This is a genomic window from Streptomyces sp. Root1310 (assembly GCF_001426425.1).
Lineage (GTDB): Bacteria > Actinomycetota > Actinomycetes > Streptomycetales > Streptomycetaceae > Streptomyces.
In genome coordinates this window covers 20,149-41,432 of record NZ_LMEQ01000013.1, presented here as the reverse complement: position 1 = coordinate 41,432, position 21,284 = coordinate 20,149, and the positions used below count along the sequence as shown (strand labels likewise).

Annotated in this window: 22 protein-coding genes and 4 pseudogenes; 11 read left to right on the top strand and 15 right to left on the bottom strand. The window is 69.8% G+C overall.

Going from position 1 to position 21,284, the window contains the following annotated elements; translation table 11 throughout:
- Window positions 1–84: 84 nt before the first annotated feature.
- The 3 genes from ASD48_RS23295 to ASD48_RS23285 all read left to right on the top strand — a co-directional run bounded on the left by ASD48_RS23295 (window position 85) and on the right by ASD48_RS23285 (window position 2,397).
- The gene (locus ASD48_RS23295) at window positions 85–816 is read left to right on the top strand and encodes a TetR/AcrR family transcriptional regulator C-terminal domain-containing protein (RefSeq protein ID WP_057603628.1); all 732 of its coding nucleotides are present in this window, start codon (window positions 85–87) and stop codon (window positions 814–816) included.
- A 170-nt stretch (window positions 817–986) separates the two neighbouring features.
- On the top strand, window positions 987–1,301 hold the full coding sequence (locus ASD48_RS23290; protein ID WP_057603627.1) for a hypothetical protein: 315 nt from the start codon (window positions 987–989) through the stop codon (window positions 1,299–1,301).
- Window positions 1,302–1,323: 22 nt separating this feature from the next.
- Entirely contained in the window at window positions 1,324–2,397 is a 1,074-nt protein-coding gene (locus ASD48_RS23285) for a M14 family metallopeptidase (protein ID WP_057603626.1), read from the top strand.
- A gap of 57 nt (window positions 2,398–2,454) precedes the next feature.
- Here the strand turns inward: ASD48_RS23285 and ASD48_RS23280 are convergent, their stop codons facing one another.
- The 3 genes from ASD48_RS23280 to ASD48_RS23270 all read right to left on the bottom strand — a co-directional run bounded on the left by ASD48_RS23280 (window position 2,455) and on the right by ASD48_RS23270 (window position 4,914).
- On the bottom strand, window positions 2,455–3,843 hold the full coding sequence (locus tag ASD48_RS23280; protein WP_057603625.1) for a hypothetical protein: 1,389 nt from the start codon (window positions 3,841–3,843) through the stop codon (window positions 2,455–2,457).
- Window positions 3,844–3,849: 6 nt separating this feature from the next.
- Entirely contained in the window at window positions 3,850–4,545 is a 696-nt protein-coding gene (locus tag ASD48_RS23275) for a hypothetical protein (RefSeq protein WP_157880675.1), read from the bottom strand.
- A gap of 90 nt (window positions 4,546–4,635) precedes the next feature.
- The gene (locus ASD48_RS23270; protein ID WP_057603623.1) at window positions 4,636–4,914 is read right to left on the bottom strand and encodes a hypothetical protein; all 279 of its coding nucleotides are present in this window, start codon (window positions 4,912–4,914) and stop codon (window positions 4,636–4,638) included.
- Window positions 4,915–5,195: 281 nt separating this feature from the next.
- Here ASD48_RS23270 and ASD48_RS44820 point away from each other — a divergent pair, with 281 nt between their 5' ends.
- The 3 genes and pseudogenes from ASD48_RS44820 to ASD48_RS43510 all read left to right on the top strand — a co-directional run.
- Complete coding sequence (locus ASD48_RS44820; protein ID WP_199875921.1) at window positions 5,196–5,360, top strand: hypothetical protein; 165 nt, start codon at window positions 5,196–5,198, stop codon at window positions 5,358–5,360.
- Window positions 5,327–5,503, top strand: a pseudogene (locus tag ASD48_RS46185) (hypothetical protein); the annotation flags it as partial. The gene ASD48_RS44820 and the pseudogene ASD48_RS46185, both read left to right, overlap by 34 nt.
- 189 nt (window positions 5,504–5,692) lie before the next feature.
- Window positions 5,693–5,794: pseudogene (locus ASD48_RS43510) on the top strand (IS5/IS1182 family transposase); the annotation flags it as partial.
- 65 nt (window positions 5,795–5,859) lie between these two features.
- Here the strand turns inward: ASD48_RS43510 and ASD48_RS44345 are convergent.
- A complete protein-coding gene (locus tag ASD48_RS44345; RefSeq protein ID WP_157880674.1) occupies window positions 5,860–6,411 on the bottom strand; it encodes a hypothetical protein in 552 nt (183 codons plus the stop codon).
- A gap of 574 nt (window positions 6,412–6,985) precedes the next feature.
- Complete coding sequence (locus tag ASD48_RS23265) at window positions 6,986–7,390, bottom strand: growth inhibitor PemK (RefSeq protein ID WP_057603622.1); 405 nt, start codon at window positions 7,388–7,390, stop codon at window positions 6,986–6,988.
- 166 nt (window positions 7,391–7,556) lie between these two features.
- Between ASD48_RS23265 and ASD48_RS23260 the strand changes: the two are divergent.
- Together ASD48_RS23260 and ASD48_RS23255 are read left to right on the top strand one after the other, a co-directional pair.
- A pseudogene (locus ASD48_RS23260) lies at window positions 7,557–7,963 on the top strand (transposase); the annotation flags it as partial.
- Between the two features lie 886 nt (window positions 7,964–8,849).
- Window positions 8,850–9,578, top strand: a complete 729-nt coding sequence (locus ASD48_RS23255; RefSeq protein ID WP_057603621.1) for an alpha/beta hydrolase — start codon at window positions 8,850–8,852, stop codon at window positions 9,576–9,578.
- A gap of 522 nt (window positions 9,579–10,100) precedes the next feature.
- Here the strand turns inward: ASD48_RS23255 and ASD48_RS23250 are convergent.
- Both ASD48_RS23250 and ASD48_RS23245 read right to left on the bottom strand, forming a co-directional pair.
- Entirely contained in the window at window positions 10,101–10,442 is a 342-nt protein-coding gene (locus tag ASD48_RS23250) for a DUF5713 family protein (RefSeq protein ID WP_057603620.1), read from the bottom strand.
- 122 nt (window positions 10,443–10,564) lie between these two features.
- Window positions 10,565–11,149, bottom strand: a complete 585-nt coding sequence (locus tag ASD48_RS23245) for a YceI family protein (protein WP_057603619.1) — start codon at window positions 11,147–11,149, stop codon at window positions 10,565–10,567.
- Between the two features lie 100 nt (window positions 11,150–11,249).
- Between ASD48_RS23245 and ASD48_RS23240 the strand changes: the two are divergent.
- Window positions 11,250–12,115: pseudogene (locus ASD48_RS23240) on the top strand (helix-turn-helix domain-containing protein).
- 74 nt (window positions 12,116–12,189) lie between these two features.
- Here the strand turns inward: ASD48_RS23240 and ASD48_RS23235 are convergent.
- The gene (locus ASD48_RS23235; protein ID WP_057603618.1) at window positions 12,190–13,152 is read right to left on the bottom strand and encodes a zinc-binding dehydrogenase; all 963 of its coding nucleotides are present in this window, start codon (window positions 13,150–13,152) and stop codon (window positions 12,190–12,192) included.
- A gap of 223 nt (window positions 13,153–13,375) precedes the next feature.
- Here ASD48_RS23235 and ASD48_RS23230 point away from each other — a divergent pair, with 223 nt between their 5' ends.
- Complete coding sequence (locus ASD48_RS23230) at window positions 13,376–14,026, top strand: TetR/AcrR family transcriptional regulator (RefSeq protein ID WP_057603617.1); 651 nt, start codon at window positions 13,376–13,378, stop codon at window positions 14,024–14,026.
- A gap of 56 nt (window positions 14,027–14,082) precedes the next feature.
- On the opposite strand, the gene ASD48_RS44340 is transcribed toward ASD48_RS23230, so the two are convergent.
- The gene (locus ASD48_RS44340; RefSeq protein WP_157880672.1) at window positions 14,083–14,289 is read right to left on the bottom strand and encodes a hypothetical protein; all 207 of its coding nucleotides are present in this window, start codon (window positions 14,287–14,289) and stop codon (window positions 14,083–14,085) included.
- A gap of 484 nt (window positions 14,290–14,773) precedes the next feature.
- Here ASD48_RS44340 and ASD48_RS23225 point away from each other — a divergent pair, with 484 nt between their 5' ends.
- Window positions 14,774–15,280 (top strand): MarR family transcriptional regulator, encoded by a 507-nt coding sequence (locus tag ASD48_RS23225; RefSeq protein WP_057603637.1) that lies wholly within the window; start codon window positions 14,774–14,776, stop codon window positions 15,278–15,280.
- 6 nt (window positions 15,281–15,286) lie between these two features.
- Here the strand turns inward: ASD48_RS23225 and ASD48_RS23220 are convergent, their stop codons facing one another.
- Genes ASD48_RS23220 through ASD48_RS23195 form a run of 6 tightly spaced genes read right to left on the bottom strand, consistent with a single transcriptional unit; the run spans window position 15,287 to window position 21,192 of the window.
- The gene (locus tag ASD48_RS23220) at window positions 15,287–16,507 is read right to left on the bottom strand and encodes a GAF domain-containing SpoIIE family protein phosphatase (protein WP_057603616.1); all 1,221 of its coding nucleotides are present in this window, start codon (window positions 16,505–16,507) and stop codon (window positions 15,287–15,289) included.
- Window positions 16,485–18,374, bottom strand: a complete 1,890-nt coding sequence (locus ASD48_RS23215) for a GAF domain-containing SpoIIE family protein phosphatase (protein ID WP_057603615.1) — start codon at window positions 18,372–18,374, stop codon at window positions 16,485–16,487. Before ASD48_RS23215 ends, ASD48_RS23220 begins: the two co-directional genes overlap by 23 nt.
- A gap of 4 nt (window positions 18,375–18,378) precedes the next feature.
- The gene (locus tag ASD48_RS23210) at window positions 18,379–19,431 is read right to left on the bottom strand and encodes an ATP-binding SpoIIE family protein phosphatase (RefSeq protein WP_107104381.1); all 1,053 of its coding nucleotides are present in this window, start codon (window positions 19,429–19,431) and stop codon (window positions 18,379–18,381) included.
- Window positions 19,432–19,436: 5 nt separating this feature from the next.
- Window positions 19,437–19,886, bottom strand: coding sequence for an anti-sigma regulatory factor (locus ASD48_RS23205; RefSeq protein ID WP_057603613.1), 450 nt, complete (start codon window positions 19,884–19,886; stop codon window positions 19,437–19,439).
- The gene (locus ASD48_RS23200) at window positions 19,883–20,251 is read right to left on the bottom strand and encodes an STAS domain-containing protein (RefSeq protein WP_057603636.1); all 369 of its coding nucleotides are present in this window, start codon (window positions 20,249–20,251) and stop codon (window positions 19,883–19,885) included. Before ASD48_RS23200 ends, ASD48_RS23205 begins: the two co-directional genes overlap by 4 nt.
- A gap of 41 nt (window positions 20,252–20,292) precedes the next feature.
- A complete protein-coding gene (locus tag ASD48_RS23195; protein ID WP_057603612.1) occupies window positions 20,293–21,192 on the bottom strand; it encodes an STAS domain-containing protein in 900 nt (299 codons plus the stop codon).
- Window positions 21,193–21,284: the final 92 nt, after the last annotated feature.

Genomic DNA, 21,284 nt, shown 5'->3' with positions numbered 1-21,284 from the left:
CAGGATGTTTAGTACTATATTTGACGAAAGCGTACTTCGTATCCTGCATCCGTAGGTCAGCCAGGTTCAGGGCAGGTCGGGACCATGGACGAACCGGACACGCCGGAGAGGCGCGGGCGCCTGAGCCGCCCGCTGGTGCTCGCCGCCGCCGTCGCAGTGGTCGACCGGGAGGGCCTCGCGGCGCTGACCATGCGGCGTCTGGCCACCGACCTGGGCGTCGAGCCGATGGCCATCTACCGGTACACCGCCGGCAAGGAAGCCCTTCTCGATGGCCTGGTCGAAGCCTTCTTCGCCGAGGTCAACGAACGGCTGCGCACCTCGGCCGCGCAACCGGCCGCCCCCGCCGACGTACCCGCCTGGCACGCCGAGCTGCGCCGAATCGCCCACGCCTTCGCCTCGGTGGTGCACCTCCACCCCGAGCTCCTTCCAGTCGTCGCCACCCGGCCGCTCGCCGTGCCGGTGGCCCGCCGCCCCAAGCCGATGCTCCAGCTCACGGAGCACATCCTCGCCGTACTGAGCCGGGCCGGCTTCGACGACGCCACCGCGCTGGCGATCTACCGCGCCTTCGCGGCCTGGAACCTCGGCTGTCTCCTCGTCGACAAGCGCCAGGTCGTCGACGACCCCGACGAGCCCGACCTCATGCTCCGCCTCGGCCTGCACCGCCTGCCCGCCGCCCAGTTCCCGCGGCTGCGCGCCCTGGTCCCGCACCTCGCCGAGTACGACGACGAGCAGGAACTGCTCGCGGGCCTCGACAGCCTGCTCAGCCGCATGCCCGAGCCGCCCCTTGACGCCTTCTACGGTGGAAGCGCACGCTGAGGATAAGAAGTACACATCGGATATATCAGTACGTTACCGCGTACGTGTACAGGTACCGTCGTCCCCGCGAGCGCTGCCGTCCGTCGTGCCCGGTCCCGGCCCTTCGACGCCACCGACCCCGGCTCCCGCTCCCCGATGTGGGCCCGGCGGCGCCCGAAGGAGGCCCCGTCATGTCCGACGACCACACGATCCTGCGCGCCCGGGTAACCGCCAGAGACGCCGACACCCTGCGCGCCCTCCTGCGCGATGCCCGCCCCGATGTCGGTGGGCGCGTCCGCCGGGCCGAGGACGGCAGTTGCACCATCGACGCCTACGTCACCCCCGACGAGGCCGAAGCCCTGGACCGCGAGGGCGTGACCGTCACCATCGTCGAAGACGCCACCGCTGTCGGACGGGCCCGCCAGGCCGAGGTCGGCGAGGGCGACCGCTTCGCTCCCGAGGACGCCCTTCCCCAGGGACTCGCCCTCAAGGTCCAGGACCCCTAGGAAGGACCCAGGAGGCACCGCCATGCCATACCTGAACGTCGTCGAGGTCGAGTCCGGTCTGACCAGCCTGGCCACCGCGTTCCCGGCCACCACCGATCTCATCGAACTTCCCGAGCCATCCGTCCAGGGCCGCACCTGCCACGCCCTGCGCGTCGGCACCCACCGCCTCGCGCCCAAGGACGCCGTCGTCCTCACCGGCGGCGTGCACGCCCGGGAGTGGGGCAGCTGCGAGATCCTCGTCAACCTCGCGGCCGACCTGCTGCACGCGCACGCGGGCGGTGCGGGCCTGGCGTACGGCGGTACGCACTTCACCGCCGACCAGGTCCGCACGCTCGTCGAGGAACTCGACGTCGTCGTCTTCCCGCTCGTCAACCCCGACGGGCGGCGCTACAGCCAGACCGCCGACCCCAACTGGCGTCGCAACCGCAACCCGGCCCAGTCCGGCGGGGACCCGCAGGCGATCGGCGTCGACATCAACCGCAACTTCGACTTCCTCTTCGACTTCAGAACCGCTTTCCACCCTCTCGCCCCCGTCCGGGTCTCGGACGACCCGGCCGACCCCAACCAGGTGTACCAAGGCCCCGAACCCTTCTCGGAACCGGAGACGCGCAACGTCCGCTGGCTGATCGAGCACTTCATACGCACCCGCTGGTTCGTCGACGTCCACAGCTACACCCAGAACATGCTCTATGTCTGGGGCGACGACGACAGCCAGTCGGACGACCCGGCCAGGAACTTCCAGAACCCCGCTTTCAACGGCAAGCGCGGCCTGCGGGACGACCTGCTCTACGCGGAGTTCTTCCCGAAACCGGACGCCGACGACGCCGCCCTGCTCGCCCAGCAGTTCTGCAAGGCCCTCAAGGGCGTGCGAGGCAAGGTCTACACCCCCAAGCCAGCCTTCGACCTCTACCCGACCTGCGGCACCAGCGACGACTACACGTACGCGCGCCACATCGCCGGGGCGGGCGAGGAAAGGATCCTGGCCTTCACGATCGAATGGGGCATGGACTTCCACCCGCCGTGGCCGGAGATGAAGGACATCGTCCTCGACGTCGACGCCGGCCTCGTGCAGTTCTGCCTCAGCGCAATCTCCTAGCCCGACGGAAACGACCGGGGCGCCCGCCGCCGGCGGGCGCCCCGGTCATGGCCCGGGTCAGGCGGCCCGGTGGTAGAAGAACGGGTCGATGGACGGCGGTACGAGCGTCAGGTTGTCGAGGTCGAGCAGTTGGTGGCTGGCGAAGTCGGCGTGGCGCTGGTACGTGACCCCCTCGGGGAAGTTGGCCGGGTCGGGCGTGTTGTTGCCCGAGAACACCCCGTAGAAGTCCCGGTCGACCGTGAGCAGCCGCATGTAGTCGCCCAGGTACGGCAGGCCCCGCCGCACCGGGATGTTCGCCGGTGCCTGGTGCAGCACGTGCCGCTCCGGGGTCGTCTGCCAGTCGTCGTCCGTCAGCTCCAGCACGGTCCTCCAGGTCCCCTCCAGGAGCCGCTGGCTGGCCAGCCCGAGCAGGGAGTCGGTGTTCACCGCCAGCGCCGGGTTCTTGGCGTTGGTGACGGTGCGCACGTCGGTGGACCAGGTCTGCCCGTGGTCGGTGGAGTGCCGTACGTGCAGGGTGTAGTCCGTGCCCGCCAGCCCGCCGACCCGGTCGCACCATGCCACCCAGACACTCCCGGGGTTCGTCGGGTCCACCGCGATCGACAGGTCGCCGCCGAGGCGGTCCTGCCCCATCATCGCGCCGAACTTCACGAAGCGGCGGGTGTCGACGCGCTGGCCCGGGGCGGAGTCCAAGGCGTCCTTGAGGTCCTCGAACGGAGTCGCCCCGACGCCACCGTTGTCGTCCCGCGTGACCACGACGTCGAAGAAGACGTTCGGCCCCGACCTCTGCTGCCAGCTCTGGAACACCGCGTAGACGGTGCCGGCGGGATGCAGGGCCACCCGCACCGGCGGCCCGTCCTGGCCCGTGGTCGTGCGCCGTTCGATGCCATGGCGCGTGAAACCGGCCGGCGGCCCCGCCGTCCGGGCGCTGCCCGAGACGTCCACCGTCGCGGTCTGGCCGGTGCCCTGGCCGAAGTCGTTGTTGGCCACGTAGACGCGGTCGCGGACCGTGCCGTTCACGTTCACGCTGCCGGCCACAACCCACGGCTGGTCCTCCTCGTCGCGCGAGACGAGCACCTCCATGGGCGCGGTCGAGGAGATCCCTGGGGAGCGCAGCACCTGCATGCGGAGGACGTTCTCCACGGCTGCCTGGCCGTTGAGGATGCCCGCGTACAGGGTGCCGCCCTTGGACGCGAAGCCGACCGAGATGTCTCCGGTGCCCAGGCCCAGGGCGCCGCCCGGCACGATGTTGCGCATCACCCAGGTGTCCCCGCCGTCGGTGGAGACGTAGACCGGGGCGAACGGGCCACCCATGGGGTCGGGTGTGAACGCGGTCGCGACCATCTCGTTGGGGTGCTCCGGGTCGACCGCGAGGCTGGGCTCGCCGTCCTGGGTCCGGTCGCCGCTCAGGGCTACGGGCGTGATGTCGACGACCTTCACTGTGGGCATGTCCGCTCACCTCCGTGCGGCCTGGAGCGTGTCGAGCTTCTGCACCGGCTGGTGGTCATCGGGATGGAGGATCTGGAACGGCGCCCACGCGCGCAGCTCGCCCTCGGTGGCGTGCAGGATCCACACCCCCTCCTGCGACGGCTTGGGCTTGGGCGCCTTGTACCAGCGGAAGTCGAGGCTGTTGGGGTACAGCACGTCGAGCGGCCCGGGCTCGACCTGCCCCTGCTCGACGGTGGTCACGTCGATCCGGGCGCGCCACCAGTCGGGGTGGTGTTCGGAGGGCTGGTCGGCGGTCATCTGCTCCAGGCCGACGACCGTGCCGACCACGACGGCGTCGGCCTCGGCGGCATGCGCGACCATGTCCTCGTCCGCGAGATCGCGCTCGATCGGCGAGAACGGCATCGCGTCGGCGGTCCTGGCCGCCATCTCGATGTTCTCCTGGACGTCGTCGGCCGGCAGCCGCCCGACCTCGGTGACGGCGAGGCTGTCGCCGTAGACCATTCCGGTGGTGAAGAACGCCGCCGCCTCACCGACGGCGGGCGGCTCCAGGTCGGCCGACAGTTGCACGGTGACCTCGTTGCCCGCGAGCTTCTGGAACGCCTCGGGCGCGTGCAGCACCGTGTCCACCTGGACGACGGCCGTCCGCTCATCGACCGGTACGTCCGTCAGCCGCGCGTCACCGAGTCGCGTGACGGTGCCCACGAAACCAAGCGGAGCGCGCCGAACGAGCGTCCGGACGTCCTCGGGACCTTCAGGCATGGCGGAATCCTCCTCCCGCCTAATTCCGGCCGCCTAGCGCGCGGCGTGCGCGCCGGCCGGGTGGATGCGGCGCCATTCCGTCCTCGCGCCGAGGGCGCACAGGACGGTGGCCAGGGCCGTGACGGCCACGATGAGCCACTCCAGGGCTCCGCTCCCGGCGTCCGGTTCGATGCCGAAGAGCAGTTCGATCCAGTCGCGCCAGACGAGAGTGATCACGAAGAGCAGCCCGGACAGGGTTCCCAGGACGACCTCCGCCCAGAAGCGGGGGCGCAGCCGGCCCGGGGAGGGGTGGTGCAGGGGTCGGAAGGCCATCACGCGGCCTCCCCTCTGTGACGCGCCGTGCCGGGGCGCTGGGGGTAAACGCGTACACCTACGAGACACACATACTCTGTACACCAGTCTCCGCGCGCCTCCCGTCCCAGGTCAAGAGCCGCCAGAGCCCAGCCGAAGTCTCCACTTCCCAGCCCGCGATCACGCAGGCCGTCATCCGCATTACCATCGACGGCTTCGCGCGCCCTTGCGGCCGGCGCGTTCACCGCCGTCCGCGAGGGCGCCGAGACGTCGTCGGCGGTGCGTCACCGGCCTGTCCAGGCGTGAGAACTAACGCCAACGGCCTGCAGCGGCTGTCGGCAGCGATGGAGGGGCACCGCCTCATCCGCGACGAACGCGACCCCGCCCAGCACCGGCGCGCACTGCTCGCTCTCGCCGACCAGCTCGGCGCCGCCTGCGCGACCCCGGCCAGATCGCCGCCGGGCTGACCTGCACCGTCCGCTACGCCGACCACAGCTCCACCCGCCCGAGCCGCCCCCTGACCGAAGCCAACCACCACACCGTCCAGCCGGCCCGAGCAGCGTATGCGATCCATGAATCCCTCGGGCTCCAGCGCGCCCGTGCCCGCAGCATCGCCCTGCGCACCGACGCCCTACGTCCTGGCGAGCAGGCCACCCGGCAGCTCACCCTCGACCAGGGCGACGACAAGCCTCTCGCGCTCGAAGCCGTCGCCGACCGCGCCCGGTACGGACACGACGTGCCCTACCCAGCGGCCCTCGCGGTCCACGTTTCCGGCCGGCGGGGTTCCGGCGAAGGGGCCAGGCGCTGGAAGATCCTCCGCGACTGCCGCCTCAAGGGCGACGGCGTCCACCACGCCATCCTCGGCATCGCCCGCCTGCACAACCTCGCCCTCACCGGATAGGCCAACGGACGGCACCGCAGCCAGCCTTGCCCTCGCCAAATCCAGGATCAGTTACGGGACAAGCCTTAGGGGTACGTGAAGTAGGTCAACAACACCTCTGGCGACCAACGGGTGCAGGTGTCCGCCGCCGGAGGGTTGTGGCGGTAGCAAGCAGCTACCTTGACCGAGTATGTGTTGTAGGGATCGCCACGCATGTTTGTGCAGTGCGCCGCCTTCACGGTGACCCTGCTCACGACCTGCTTACCCGGCGTCTTGTACTTTTCCTCGGAGGTCCGCGAGGGGCAGTTGATGCTCCAAGAGACCTTGTAGTAGCTGGCCGACCAGTAACCGCCGATATAGAAATTGACCGAGTCCCCGCAGCGGCGGAACCGCGAGCCCACGGACGGGCTCTTGTCGAACTTCCAGCGGGGAGGCTTGGGGTTACCGCCTATACTTTGGCCTTCATGCGCCAACCCGTCTACAACCTCACACGGCGCGGCCTTGGCGAGGCGCGGCGTAGGCAGCGAGTCACCGGCGGCAGATGCCTCAGGGGTGAGCAGAAGGCTGCCGGCCAGGGCGCCAGCAGCGAGGGAGCTGATCGCCAATTGGCGCGACGGAAATGCCAGAAATGTGCTCATGGTCTCTTGCCCTTTCCCGATGCCGACCTCGCAGCGGGCCTTGGCCCACTCATATTGGCCGGCACACAGAGATACAGGGGAGCCGGGGTCAGATCGATCACCGCTGGCCCTGAACCGCTCGGGCGAGAACAGTCGGTGAATGTCCCCAAGCAAAACAACCGTCTCATCAGCCCCCCATGATCGCATCTGTCCATAAGCTTCCAAGGTCAGCTGCGCCTCGGCGCATGGGCAGTTCGAGGGAAGCGACTTACACAACCGTGAGCGTAGCGGCGGTGTACGTGTTGGATTGATAAGAGGTGCGGCCCATGGCTCAAAAAGGATGGCTGGCTGGACAACGTTTGTGGCTGGGTCTCACTCTGTGCGCGATCCGGTTCTCGTGAACCAGGCCACTGGCCACCTCTGGTACGACGTGCCTGGCACTAAAGAGGAAAGGACCCCGGGGCGTATCCGGGGTTCCCTCCTCTTACTGCTCCAGCCGTAGATCGTGATCTCGATGGTGAGGGGCGCCGGGGCCAGCGTGGATCATCTCGCCCGAGATCGCCCACGCCGTCACGGGCGTCGGCTCCTTCTTCGTCTACCCGAGTTCACCGAGACGGAGGGCATCCCGCATCTCGCTGAGCTTCGCCGTTGTTGCCGGGGTCTGCTGCTGCGCTTGTCCAGCGAGTCGGAGGGCATCGTCAATCTCGCTGAGCTTCGCCGGGGACAGGACGGCCTCCCGCTCTATCAGGTCGTCCCGGGACACAGTGGTCAGCCACGTGCACGGGGTGAAGCCTGGACTCGGGAACGCGAGCCGCAGCGCGCCTTCGAACGGCAGTCCTTCACCGGCGCCCACCATCACTTCGATGCCCAGACCGCTGATGTCGACGCCCGCCGGAGCGACGACCTGCATCACCCGGATCCCGGACGTGTCCTCTCCCGACAGCAGTACGACCAACCTCCGCTCGTCGAACTGAACCCACCAGACTTCGCCACGTTGCACAAGTCCTCCAAATACAGGACGGCAGGCAGACGCTGCGCGACCCTGACGCGCTGTGGAGACGGGCGCAGCCACCGTTGATCACCGGCGTGTGAAGACAAACGATCACGCGGTGACCGGAGGTCACAGCGTAGACCCTGCCCGCTGGCAGGAAGCGTTCGAGGGCCTGATGAGACGGATAGCGGGACGGTTGACGCGGGTGGAATCCCGGTGCCGGGCCCGGAAGTTGGTACTCGGCCTGCTGTCCGACCTGCTGCGCAAGAACTGCTGGACCATCGTCGAGTGGGCCGGGGACAAAGCCCCGGTCGGCACGCAGCACCTGCTCGGGCGGTCCAAGTGGGACGCCGACCAGGTCCGCGACGACGCGCCTACGTGGTCGAGCATTTGCACGACGACGAGGCAGTCCTGGTTGTCGACGAGACAGGCGACGTGAAAAGGGGCACCGACACTGTCGGTGCTCAGCGGCACATCGGCACCCCGGGCAGGATCGAGAACGTCCAGGTCGCCGTCTATCTGGTCTACGCCGGCCGCCGCGGGCACGCCGCGGCGGACCGGGAACTGTACGTTCCGCGTTCCTGAACCTCAGGTCGGCGCGGCACCGAACCGATTGCTCGCCGCAATGGCTTGCGCGCTCGTCGGGTCCGGTCGGCGCACCGTCATCGACGGCTCCCCCGAGCCGATCACCAACTTCCTGCGTCCCCGTCCGGCCCGGGAGTTGCTCGACGCGGGCACGAAATCGGCGGCCGCGGGCTGGTCAGGCTGCTCTTCGAGCGCGGACGAACCCGAGGACGCCCTGGCCATCCTGAGACCGCTGGTCGAACTCCACGACACGACGCAGCGATATCCCGTTTCGGCCGGCCTTGTGTGTGGCCAGGCGTATCAGGACGTCCTGAGGGGCTGTCGGATTCCGCCCCAGCCCGGACAGCCGGGGGTGATCGAGGCTCGTCATGCGCTCAACCTAGCGGGATTGCCATGTGCCGTCCGTCCATCGGTCCTTGCCCCGGAAAGAGCGATCGACCTCACCGAGACCCTCCTGCTGCGGCCGCGGCGACCGCGCGGACCCCACCCGCGAGAGCGTCGAGCTCTCTTCCCAGCCGAAGAAGCCGCAGGACCTGGAGCTGAGTTTCCGGGACGCTGGTCATGGGCGGCTGGCTGCGCAGTGGATCGTCCGTCAGCGGTTGATTGCCGGTTTCCCGGTGCTCGCCTCGGTGGCGGTCGTGCGCTTCCCGACCCGTGACAGGCGAGACTCCGACGCCATGGTGTTCTGGTGTTCGGCCACAGAGCCTCCGCAAAAACCCGTTGGCGGAACCACAGCAGCCACTGTTATGTTTCCGGAGGCCGTGCAGGAGAGCGAGGAGGTGGTACCCGTGAACGTATCGACATGGGTGCTCCCCTCAGGGGTCATGGTCGGGCGGTAGGTCGTCCGGGAGCGCCACTCTGAGCCCTCCCGAAAGGCACGACCGTGCACTTCACTTCCGAACATCGCCTCGACGACGGCGTCCTCGAACGCGAATTCACCCTCGGCGAGATCCCCGGCATCCTGTGGACGCCCGCATCCGCACCGGCCCCGCTGATCCTGCTCAGCCCCCCTCCTCTCGGGCTGCGCAAGACGTACCCCCGACTTTCGGCCCGAGCCCGGCACGCTGCGGCGGACGGCTTCGCCACGGCCACCATCGAGCTCCCCGGTAGCGGCGACCGGCCCCGTTGGCCCGCCGCCGAGCAGGCCCGCGCTGACCTGCGCCGGGCTATGGCGGTCGGTGACCCGGTCAGCGACGAGATCATCGACGCCCTCATCCTCCCCCTGGTCGACAAGTCGGTCCCGGAATGGCGGGCCGCCCTGGACGCCCTCCTGTCGCTGCCCGAGATCGGCGGCCCGGTCGGTTACTCGGGGGGAGTGATCTCCATCGGGACCCGGCTGGCGGTGGTCGAGCCGCGCATCTCGGCCGCTGTTCTGTTCGCCGGGAGTTTCGTGCCTCGCGCCATGTTCGAGGAGGCCCGCCAGGTCACCATTCCGCTGCACGTCCTGCTGCAGTGGGACGACGAAGGGAACGACCGGCAGGCGGCCCTGGACCTGTTCGACGCCTTCGGCTCCAAGGAGAAGACCCTGCACGCCAATATGGGCGGGCACACTGGCGTCCCGCAGTTCGCGGGGGACGCCGCAGCCCAGTTCTTCACCCGACACCTGAAGTGACGCCGGGCCGTCAGGCCACCAGCAGTCGGTAGCCGTGTTGGCCAGGGTGCTGCTCATCTAGGGACAGGTCCCGTTCCTCCTCGGCTCTATGCAGCACGGGCCCCTGCCAGACTCTTGGCAGGGGCCCGTGCTGCCCGAAGCCATGAACTGCTCGACGTCCGCAGGCTTCGAGTGCTGCCCAAACCCCTGTACAGGTGCTGTGCCGAGGCCGTCCGCCGCAGGATCGATTTCAGGTACGCCTTGGGCATGGGACTGGACGACCCCCGGCCTCCACCACGGCGTCCTGACGGACTTCCGCGAGCGCTTGGCCGAGGACGGCAGGGCGGACAAGCTCCTTGACCTCGTCCTGGAACGGACCAAAGCCGCCGGACAGGTCAGGGAACGAGGGCGGCAGCGGACCGACTCCACCCACATCCTGAGTGCCTTCCGGGACTGGACACATCACCGCCGCCCGCCACGGCCACATCCTGGCCCACCTGCGCGCCGCCGGCCACGGGGCGCTGGCGGCACATGGGCCGTCGCTCACCATTCGCGGGTGGCGATCAGCTCCTCCACGTCCGCGTCCGCGAACCCGTAGGCCGACGCGACGAACCAGAAGTCCTCGGCGATCTCCTCGCGTGCCACGGTCTCGATCTCACTCCCTGCCGCCTCGAACTCCGCCTCCAGCAGGTTGAACTCCTCCGTCGCGGCTTGGGTGAGCACGTACAAGGCCGCCAGATCCGACGGCTGCTCGGCCTCGATCCGCTCGCACAGCCGCAGCAGGATCGCCTTGCCCCGGTCGACGACGTGATCGGGGAAGTACGCGTCCGCGTACAACGGCCGCAGAAACGCCCGCCCCGCTACCTGCTCGTTCGTGATCGGCACAGCCGCCCGCAGCCCCGCTGGACTGCTCGATCGGATAGGGCGTGGCCCGACTGCCCGGGCCGCCCTGGGCAGTTGTCAGGTTGCACGCGGGCGTCGCCCCGGGCCCCGATTTCGCTATTGCGTCAGTTGCTCTGGTCCTGCGGTGCGACGAACTGCATGTCCAAGTGCACCTTGACGACGTCACTGAGGAAGCCGGTCCCGAAGTCGAGCCCGAAATCGCTGCGTCGGATCTCGCCCGTGGCCTCGAAGCCGGCGTGCTTCCTCCCGTCGCCGGCGAACTCCACCGCCCCTCCGAACTCGACCGCCAGCGTGACCGGGCGGGTCACCTCCCCAATGGTCAACTCCCCTTGCAGGGACCACTCCTCATCCGCCCCGGACACAGAGGTCGACCGGAACGTCATCGTCGGCCGCTTCTCCACGTCGAGCAGGTCGGCCGAGCGGGTATGAACGTCGCGGTCGGGGTTGCCGGTGTCGATGGAGGCCAGGGCGATCTCGGCACTCGCCCGTACCTCGTCGAGCGTCTCACCGACGGACAGCCCGGCCTCGAAGTCCAGGAACCGACCGCGCACCTTGGCGATGCCCAGGTGCCGGATGGTGAAGTGGACCGCCGAGTGCAGGGGGTCGAGCTCCCAGGCGCCGGGGGAAAGAGGCAGAGCGGAGACGGAGACGGAGGCGGCGGAGGGGTTCGCGGTCTTGTCGTAAGTCATGCACCAACCCTGCGAGTTCGGCGTCCCGGTAGGGAGACCGGGCCGATGGTGGTAGTGACAGAGACACCCTCCGCGAAGCCATGCGCTGTACGGTCGATCGGTGAGCGACAACGAGCTGGGGACCTTCCTGCGCACCCGCCGAGAGGCCATCACTCCCGCCGAGGTGGGCCTACCCGCGGGCGACCGCCGCCGCACCCCCGGGCTGCGACGGGCCGAACTGGCCACCCTCGCCGGTATCAGCGTCGAGTACCTCATCCGGCTGGAACAGGGCCGCGATCGCAACCCCTCCGCCCAGGTCCTGGGCGCCCTCACCGAGGCGCTGCGGCTGTCGACGGCCGATCACCTCCTGCTGCGCCGACTGGCCAAGGAACACGGCATGGACAAGGTGCTCTGCCAGTCGGCCACCGCGCCGCCGGTCCGGACCGTGCGCCCCACGGTCCGCGCGCTCCTCAACCGCCTGGAGCCCGCACCTGCCATGCTGCTCAATTGGATCGGCGACATCCTGGCCTGCACGAAGGGCTACGAGCGCTACGCCCGCCCGCTCGGCCTGCTCGACGGCGACCGGCCCAACCTGGTGCGGTACGTGTTCACGGACCCCCGCGCCCGCGCGGTACACCCGGAGTGGGACCGGATCGCCGACGACCAGATCGCCTACCTGCGCAACGAGGCCTCCCTGCACGACCCGCATGTGGCCGCACTCACCGAGGAGTTGACAGCGACAGCCGGGGCCGACTTCCGTGAGCGTCTCGCCGCCGTGCCGGCCATGCCCGCCCGGTTCGGGACCGATCTCGTCGACCATCCCGAGGTGGGCCGCCTGCGGATGTCGTACGAGACCCTCGCCTTCCGGACGAGGGACAGCGGTTGGTGGTGCACCTGCCGGCCGACGAGGCCACAGGTGTGGCGCTCGACCGCCTCAACGGCCGCAGACCGGGAGCGTTGAGAGCCGTGAGAGCGGTGGGCGGCTGAGCCAAGGTCGGGGCGCGGTGGATCGTCGATCACGACACGCCGTGACCGTGGGTCCGGGCTCGGGACCCGTCGGCTCAGGGCACCAGCACCACCCGGCCGAACACCGTGCCCGCGTCCATCGCGCGGTGGGCCGACACCGCCTGGCTGAGCGGCAGCGTCCCGTGCACGACCGTGCGCAGGTCCCCGCGCGCGGCATCGGCGAACTGGGACGACCGCACGGCCTGCCGGTCGGGTCCGGGCACGGTGTCGGAGCTGAAGGTGGCGAACGACGGCGACTTGCGGAAGGCGGCCATCAGCCGCGTACCGAAGTCCGCCGGGGGCTGTCCCCCGACCACCCCGACGGCCACGTACCGCCCGTTGGGGTTCAGCTTCTCCAGGAAATCGGGAAGCCGGGGACCTCCCACGATGTCGATCACCACGTCGAAACCTGTCGGCGTGTCCGGCCCGCCCGCGCCGGAGCGGTCGAGGACCACGGTCGCGCCCAGGTCCCGCAGACGGGCGCCACGCCGCGCCGACGAGGTGGTGACCGCGACCGCGCCCGCTCCGCCGACGGCCGCGAGCTGGACCGCCGTGATCCCGATGCTCCCCGCGGCGCCCCGCACGAGCACCGTCTCGCCGGGCGTGAACCGCGCCCGCTCCAGAGCGAAGTGGGCGACCACGCCGGAGCCGCCGAGTGTCACGGCGTCGGCGCCGGTCAGGCCGTCGGGCAGCGGGAGGACGTCGTCGACCGAGGCCACGGCCTGCTCGGCGTACCCACCGGACAGCCCGGTGAACGCCCATACCCGGCGCCCGACCCACGACGCGTCCACGCCCTCTCCCACCGCGCTGACGCTGCCCACGACCTCGCTGCCGAGGACATGTCCCTCCCGGAAACCGTAGGCGGCGAGCGTTCCCCGGCGGATCACGGCGTCCACACCTCCCACCCCGATCGCCTCCGTCGCGATCCGTACCTGCCCCGGGGCGGGTACGGGCACGGGCAGGTCGACGACCTCCAGGCCGTCAGGACTTCCGAACGTCTTGATGACGACGGCTTTCATCGCTGCTCCTCGAGCCGGTGGAGGGAGGGGGCGCCGCTGCTGCGGCCGTGCGGCAGTTGCCGCGGCCCTCAGGCAGCGGCTCGGGTACGAGCAGGTGCGGAAGCGGCTCGCGGCGGGCCGGCTCCTCGGCCCGGGCACTACCGGCGGAGTGCGAGGACGAGGAGGCGGCACTGCCATCGGACCGTAACGGACGCCTCCGTCCGTTTGGCTAAAGTGAGAAACGATGACCAGCCACTTGTCTCGGACCGTCCGTTCCGACGCGCGGGACAACCGCGCCCGCATCCTGGACGCCGCCCGCGCGGTGTTCGGCGAGGAGGGCCTGGGCGCGCCCATGCGCGAGGTCGCCCGGCATGCCGAGGTCGGCCCCGCCACGCTGTACCGGCACTTCCCGACCAAGCAGGAACTGATCGCGGAGGCCTTCGCCGACCAGCGGCGGGCCTGCCGCGCCGTCGTCCACGACGCCCTGACGGCCACGGACCCGTGGGACGGGTTCCGGAGCCTGGTCGAGCGGATCTGCGAACTCCACGCGCGCAGCCGTGGCTTCGCCGACGCCTTCATGACGGCCTTTCCCGAGGCCATGGACTTCGCCGCCGACTGGGAGCGGACGCTGCTCGCGGTCACCGAGCTGGCCCGCCGTGCCCAGGAGGCGGGCTGGCTCCGCCGCGGATTCGTCGTCGACGACCTGGTCCTCATGCTCATGGCCCACCGGGGCTTGCAGGACGCGCCGCACGACTCCCGGGTGGCGGCCTCCCGCCGATTCGCCGCATACATGATCGAGGCGTTCCGCGCCTCCCCGGAGGAGGGATCGGCTGCGCCGCTGCCCCCGGCGCCTCACCTGCGGCTCGCGCACTCACCTGGCCCGCCGCGCACGTGAGGCTCCTGCGTTCCCGTCGCGCCGGGTGCGGGCGACGGACGGTGAGGGTGGGGTGATCACTTCCTCTCCGGTGCGTCCGGCATCGCCGTGTCCGCCGGATTGCCGGTGACCGACGAGGAAGACGAAGGATCGATGATGCTGAACATGGGCCAACGGGTGCGGCTGGCGGCGGACCTCTGGTTGGCCGGGTCGGTGATCCCGGCCGAGGAGTCTCCGGAGGAGACGGGCACCTTCGCCGCCTCTCTGGCTCTGGCAGCGGGCATCGAGGGCACGGTCGAGCGTGTGGACGAGCATGACCGGCAGCAAGGGGTGACACACCCCTGCCGCGCTGACCGCCGCACCCACCCATCGCCCTCGTCCGCCAGACCGCCCCCCTCCCCTACCACCCGCCCCCGATCCGATGGACGTTCTCCGCCGGGTGGGGCAGCCAGGAAACGCTGAACGGCACGCTGGTTGAAATCGAGCTGGTGGTGGAAGTCAGCGCCGACATCGCCAGAGACAGGGCCGGCCGCTTCCGGCATCCGGTACGACTGCCAAGTGACGCCGCCATCGCAGAGTTGTTGAGCAGTGCGGTGAGTTGTGAGGGGGCTCCGGGAATGCCTGATCCTCGGAGCTCCGGGTTTTGCGGTCCGGTGTGCGCCAAAGAAGCCGTCGGCAGACAGTGCTTGCTCAGCGGATCTTCGGGTACTTCGTTTTGAATAAGCATGGTATTTGCATGGCCTCGGGCTTACTGAAAGTGACTTGCTCGTGACGCACCTCCACGGCGCCGACGACGATCAGGCTGATGGACCGGACAACGGTCCTGAGGCCGTCGCGCTGGATATAGCCGATGCGGTGGAGAGCCTGACAAACGTTTGGGCTGTCGCGGCACAGGACCCGGCGCTGCGACTGTCTCCGCACCAACTGAAAGCGTTGCGCGTCCTGAAAACGACGCCGGGACTGAACCTGACTGCGCTGGCGGATCATCTGGACATCGGCATGCCCACGGCCAGCCGGCTGTGTGACCGCCTTGAGGCGGCCGGCCTGCTGGAGCGCGGGTACCATCCCCTCAGCCGCCGCGAGGTGCAGCTGCGCCTGACCGCGCCTGGAGGGCGGGTGCTGACGGAGGCGGCGCAACGCCGAGCGCAGGCTCTGACTGGCGTGCTGCGGGTGATGGAGCCAGTGGAAAGGGTCGCGTTGCGTCGTGGCCTCAAGGCCTTCTCCGAAGCGCAGGAAGCCGCGTCGTTGCGGTCTGAGCAATCTGACCGCCGGTGACGTGGGTCAGTGCGCATTCACCCGGTGGCGCGGCTCCTTGGTTTCTCGGCCGTTCCAGTCCAGGCAGACAACCGCGGCGTCGGCGGCGAGACCTCCACTGCCGCAGTGTTCCATCAGGCCGGAGATGATGGCGCGCGCGGCCTCGTGCGGGTTTTCGAGTCGTGTGGCGCTGATTGTTTGGCGCAGGGCCTGTTGGCCGAAAGAGCCGCCGTCGGCTGCAGGTGCGCTGTGGACGCCGCTGCTGACCGCGATCAGCCGGTCACCCGGTTCGACCTGGAAGGTCTGCTCGTCGTAGGGAGTCTCCTCGAACATGCCCAGCGGGTCCTGTGCTTCGAGGGTGACCTGTTCGAGGGTGTCGCCGCGCTGGCGGTACAGCTGGGGTGATCCGGCGTCGACGGCGCGAACGACGCCGGTGTCCAGGTCGAACTTCAGCAGCAGAGACGAGGCGTAACTCTTGCCTCCGTATTGGGCGAACAGTGCCTGGTCCGCGAGGCTGGCCTGATCCGCGAGCCCGATCCCGGCGCGACGCGCGTTGCGCAGGGCGCCGACAGTGAGGCTGGTGAGTAGGGAGGCTTCGATGCCCTGTCCCATGCCGTCGGTGACGGTGAGGGTGAGGTGGTCGGCTTCGGTGGACCAGTCGAAGTTGTCGCCGCCGATGGTGTAGGCGGGCTCCAGGTGGGCGCCGATGACGTATTCCTGGCGGGCGCAGCCCCGGCCGGGGAGAAGCTGCCACTGCATCTCGGCGGCGAGGGTGAGGCGCCGGGTGCGGCGGGCCTGCAGGTACAGGTCGGTGTCGCGGTCGGCGGCTGCGACCTCATGGGCCAGAGCGGTGGCGAAGTCGGTGAGCCGCAGCACGGTCGCAGGATCGGCCGCGCCGCTGGGCAGACGCACGGACAGGATGCCCAGCCGGTCGCCGCGGACGGTCAGGGGCAGATGGACGCGGTGAGCGGGCGTCGATCCGTCGCATACTTCGACGACGGGAGTCTGGCTGATGAAGGCGCGTCCAGCGGGCCCGTCGCGCGCGGGGACAGGATCTCCGGTGTGCGGCAGGTGGGTCACCGGTTGCAGGACGCTCAGCGCGTAGTCGGCCAGGAACAAGGTCACCTCCTCCGCTCCGACGCGCTCGGTCAGGAGACGGCGGGTGGTGGCGACCAGTTCATGCGGTGCGGCAGCGCGAAGCTGGCTCTCTGCGGACGGAACTGGCTCAGGTGTCTTCACGGCATCCACTCTCTCCCCTTGTGCCCTCCACGCTAACGCCATGGGCGCCGCCGACGGAGCGTGGGGAGGTGAGGGCGGACAGCCCCGTCGGTTCCGTGTGCGAGGAGCGCATGCACGGTACGGCGGTTTGGCCGTCCGGGAATGGCCGGGCCAGTGACGGGAGCGTGGTGTGGCAGAGCAGAAGGCAGACGTCGTCGTCACGCTCGGAGTCGCCCAGGAGAGGTTTGAGCAGGGATTCTGCCGCCTCATCCAGGTCTTGCTGCAGTTCCGTCGTGCTCAGGGAGGAGAAGACTCGGGCGAGCCTGCCGATCCCGAGGTCGATGAGATGGGCGCGGCGCTCGACCAGCCCGTCGGTGTAGAGAGCGAGGGTCGAGCCGGGTGGCAGCTCCATCGAATGGTCCGTGTAGGTGTACGGCATGGGGATGCCCAGCATGATTCCCGGTTTGGTGTCGAGGACCTGCACTGTCGCGTCGGGTGCCCGCACCAGGGGCGGCGGGTGTCCGGCGGCGGCCCAGACAACGGTGGGGTCGCCGGGTCTGAACCGGGCGATGGCTGCCGTCGCGTAGAGCTCCGGCTGCTGGTGGCGCAGCAGCTGGTGCAGGCGGGTGAGGAGCTGGGCAGGGCTGTCGCCTTCGACGGCGTAGGCCCGCAGCGCGGTGCGCAGTTGTCCCATCATGATGGCGGCGCGCAGTCCGTGGCCGGTGACGTCCCCTATGACGGCGAGCAGGCTCCCGTCGGGTTGCGAGAACGCGTCGTACCAGTCGCCGCCTATGTTGAGTCCGCGGGTGGCGGGCAGGTAGCGGGCTGCCAGGAGCAGGCCGTTCGTCGTGGGCAGGTCGGTGAGCTGGGCGCGCTGCAATGCTTCGGCGGTGTCGCGGTGCTGCTCGTAGCGGCGGGCGTGGTCCAGGGCGATGCCGATGCGGCGGGCCAGTTCGACCAGCATGAGAGACGTATCGGGGTCGAATCGGGGTCCGGGTGCTGTGAGCGTGAGCACTCCCAGGGTGCGGCGGACACTGAGGGGTAGGCACAGCAACGCTTGGGTGGGGGCCAGGAGGGACTGCGGCAGGTCGTCGACGCCGGGCAGGTCGCCGGGATGGGCGGCGGCGTGTTGCGGGCGGCCCGTACGGGCCGCGGTCACGGCGGCGGCGGGCCGGTGACCGCTGGGCGGGATCTGTGCGTCGTCGAATATCCAGACGTCGACGTGGCGGGCGTACTCCGGGACCAGGAGTTCCGGCAGCCGGCGCATGATGTCCTCGTGGTCGAGGGAGGAGGTGACCTCGGCGCTGGCGTCGGCCAGGAAGGTCAGCAGACGTCGGGCCTTCTCCGCTTCGGTGCGGGCATCGCGTTCGGCTGCGAGCAGCTTGCTCTGGATGATCGCTGAGGCGTCGAGTTCGGCGTGGAGCGCCAGAACGCCCTGGTTGGTCTGGTGCAGTTCCTCGCGGTGGAAGCGGACCAGTTCCTCTTGTTCGTCCAGGCGGGCCAGGATGGTCGCGGTGTCGTCGTCCGCCGCCAGGAGGGCTTCGGCGAGCCCGGGCTCGTCTGGAGCAAGCAGGTCAGAGGAGGGCAGGCAGGGGCAGGCCAGGGTGAGGTGCCAGGGCGAGGAGGCGTGTGGCCTGCCGCCGACCGGACACACGGTGACCTGGAGTTGCCGGCGGGTGTGCGTGTCGGGCGCGCTGGCCGGGCGTATGCGCAGGAACAGTTCCCAGATGCCGCCTTGGCCGAGGCACTCTCGCAGGTGGGCCGTGAGCGAGGTCAGGAAGCGTGCCTGCTCGATTGCGGGGACGTCGGCCTGCGTCGCGAGACGGGCGAGGAGGATGCGGGCGCGGGCCGCGTCGGCAGGTGAGCCGATCGTCCAGGTACGGGAGGCGGCGGTCACGGGTTCAGGTCCGGACGTCAGGGGACAGGACTGCCACGCTGGCGTCGTCAAGCAGGGGGCGGGCGTCGCTGCCGGCGTCGCGCAGGACTGCCGCGGCCACCACCGCCGGGTCGCGGGTGGAAAGGAGAGGGTCCTCCGGCGGTGTCCAGCGGGCGGGCAGGCCGTCGCTGTGCAGGATCAGCAAGCTGTCGGGCCGCCACGGAACGCGTTGGACGGGCACGGTGGCCGGGTGGTTGGCGCCGACGATGCCGGGCCGGGACAGGAGTGGCTGCCAGGTGCCGGCAGTGCGCAGCCGTGCGCCGATGTTGCCGACCCCGGCGAAGCAGAGCTGCTGTGCTGCCATGTCGAGTTGAGCCACCGCGACGGCGGCGCCCCGGGTGGGCCGTAGTTTCGTGTGCAGGTGGCGCAGGATGTCCGGGGGCGAAAGGTGAGCCACACACCGCAGTTCCTCGACGGCGGTGCCGGACGCTGTCGCGGCCCGCTCGCCGTGGCCGAGCCCGTCGGCCAGCATCAGGGTCACCTGCGTGCCGGAGTACACCCAGCTCCAGGCATCACCGGAATACTCGGCCCGTGACAGGGGAACGTTGACTCCCCCCGCTCGCGGGGCCGACGGGTGCTGACCCGGCCGAACGCGCGCGGAGGCGGGCTCGTGGCCGATGCGGGCAACCGCGACTGTTCCCCGGCCAGGAGTGCTGTGCAGGTCGAAGTCGTTCGCTATGCGCAGGCAGGTCCCCAGTCCCGCGCCCAGTGAGGCGGCGGTGGAGTGACCGTCGCGCAGCGCCACCGTGACGTCGGCGATGCCCGGGCCGTGATCGAGGGAGAGGATCTGCACCGACGGCGGCCGGGAGACGGCGCCGGCGGCGGGTGCCCGCTCGACGAGATTGACCACGATGCGGCCGCCGCCGGCGTGTTTGAGGAGGTTGGTCGCCAGCTCGGTGGCCACCAGCGCGGCGACCGCGGTGCGGTGTGGGCCGAGCCCGGCCCAGGCGGAGGCCGACTCGGTCGCCACGTGGACGTCCCGGATCCGGGTCGAGTCGTGCACCGGAATGTCCCACACCCGGCTCACCGCGGCACCGGCCGTGACGCGGGCGCGCCGCCGGCCCAGGCGACGACGGTGACGGTCGTGCCCTGGCCGGGCCGGGTGTCGAGAGCGAACTCCTGCACCAGTCGTCTGGCGCCGCTCAGGCCCAGGCCCAGGCCGCCGCCGGAGGTGTAGCCGTCGGTCATCGCCTGGTCGAGGTCGTGGATGCCGGGTCCGGTGTCGACGAAGACCAGCCGCAGCCCCCTTGGGTGCCGGTGGTCCAGTGAGGTGATCTCCACGTGCCCGCCGCCGCCGTGGATGAGGGTGTTGCGGGCCAGCTCGCTGGCGGCGGTGACCAGTTTGGTCTGTTGCACCAGACCGAATCCGAGATCGGTCGCGGTCTGCCGGACCCGCTGGCGCACCCAAGCCAGGTCCGCGTCCGAGCCGATGGGCAAGGTCGTCGTCGTGGCGGGGTAGGAGGCATGCGTCATGGGCCGTCCTCCGCTCCCGAGGAAGCGTCGGCCGGTGTGTACTGCCCGAGCAGTTCCCTTGCTCGGTCGACGTCCAGTGCGGTGTGCAGTCCCAGCAGAGTGAGCCCCAGCTCCACAAGCGTGATCGCCACAGCGGGCCGCATGCCGGCCAGCACCGTGCGCGCGGCCAGCAGGCAGGCGGTGGAGGCGAGGTCGGCGAGGATCCGCGCCAGGAACGAGTCGACGATGTCCACGCCGGAGATGTCGATCACCACACCGGTCGCCGTACTGTGCGCGATGCGCTGGGCGACGTTCTGGTGGAGCTGCTCAGCCGTCCCGTCGTGCAGTTCGCCCTGCAGGCTGACCAGCAGCGTGTTCCCGAGCATCACCACGGGAACCGGGGCTGTGGAAGCGAAGTGAGGGGTGTTCACCGCCGGCTCAGGCCGGCTGGCGTGCGCGGTGCGGCGTCGGTGTCCTGCTGGCTGAGAGCGTAGGCAAGGGCGTCGGCGAGCGACGTGCGGGTGACGATGGTCCCCAGGTCGATGCCGAGATGGACGATGGTCTGCGCGATCGCGGGGCGGATGCCGGAGACGATGCATTCGGCGCCCATCAGCCGGGCTGCGGCCACGGTCTTCATCAGGTGCTGGGCGACCAGGGAGTCGATCGTGGGGACGCCGGTGATGTCGAGGATGGCGTACCGGGCCCGCTCGGAGACGATCGCCTCCAGCAGGCTCTCCATCACCACCTGGCTGCGGGCGCTGTCCAGGGTGCCGATGAGTGGGACGGCGACGATGCCTTCCCACAGATTGATCACCGGGGTGGCCACTTCCAGCAGCTGCTGCCGCTGCCTTTCGATCAACTCCTCGCCTGTGCTGAGGGCGGTTTCCATCACCACCAGACGCAGGGTGCCCATCAGCACCGTCAGGACCAGGAGATCCTCCTGAAGGGACGCATCGGACGGCTCGGCGCGCTCGCCTCTCAGCAGACCGATCGTCGGCTCACGCAGGTCGGCCACTTCGTCGGCTATCTGGGCCGGAGTGGATCCCCCGCGGGTCCGCGAGGCCGCCATGCGCGCGAGCTGCTCGCGTACCGGTTCGAAGCCCGGCGCCATGATGTCTTCGAGGCGCCCGGAGGCGGCCACTACGGCCAGAGCGTCGACCACGGCTTTGGCCGCCTCGACCGCCTCGTCCCGGGACGCCGTGAAGACGGTCCGGAACAAAGCCGCGTCGGCCCATCGCTGAGCGATCTGTTCCTGACGGCGCTCGAGGAACGTTTCGACCTGCCGTGCCGCGGACCGGAAGGCCGCATCCTGCTCTGACACGTACATCTTCTCCCTGCGGATACGGGACCTGTGCGGTCATCGGACGGCAGACAATCAGAATAGTTTCCGTATGACAAACATTAGCGCCCGCCATGTCG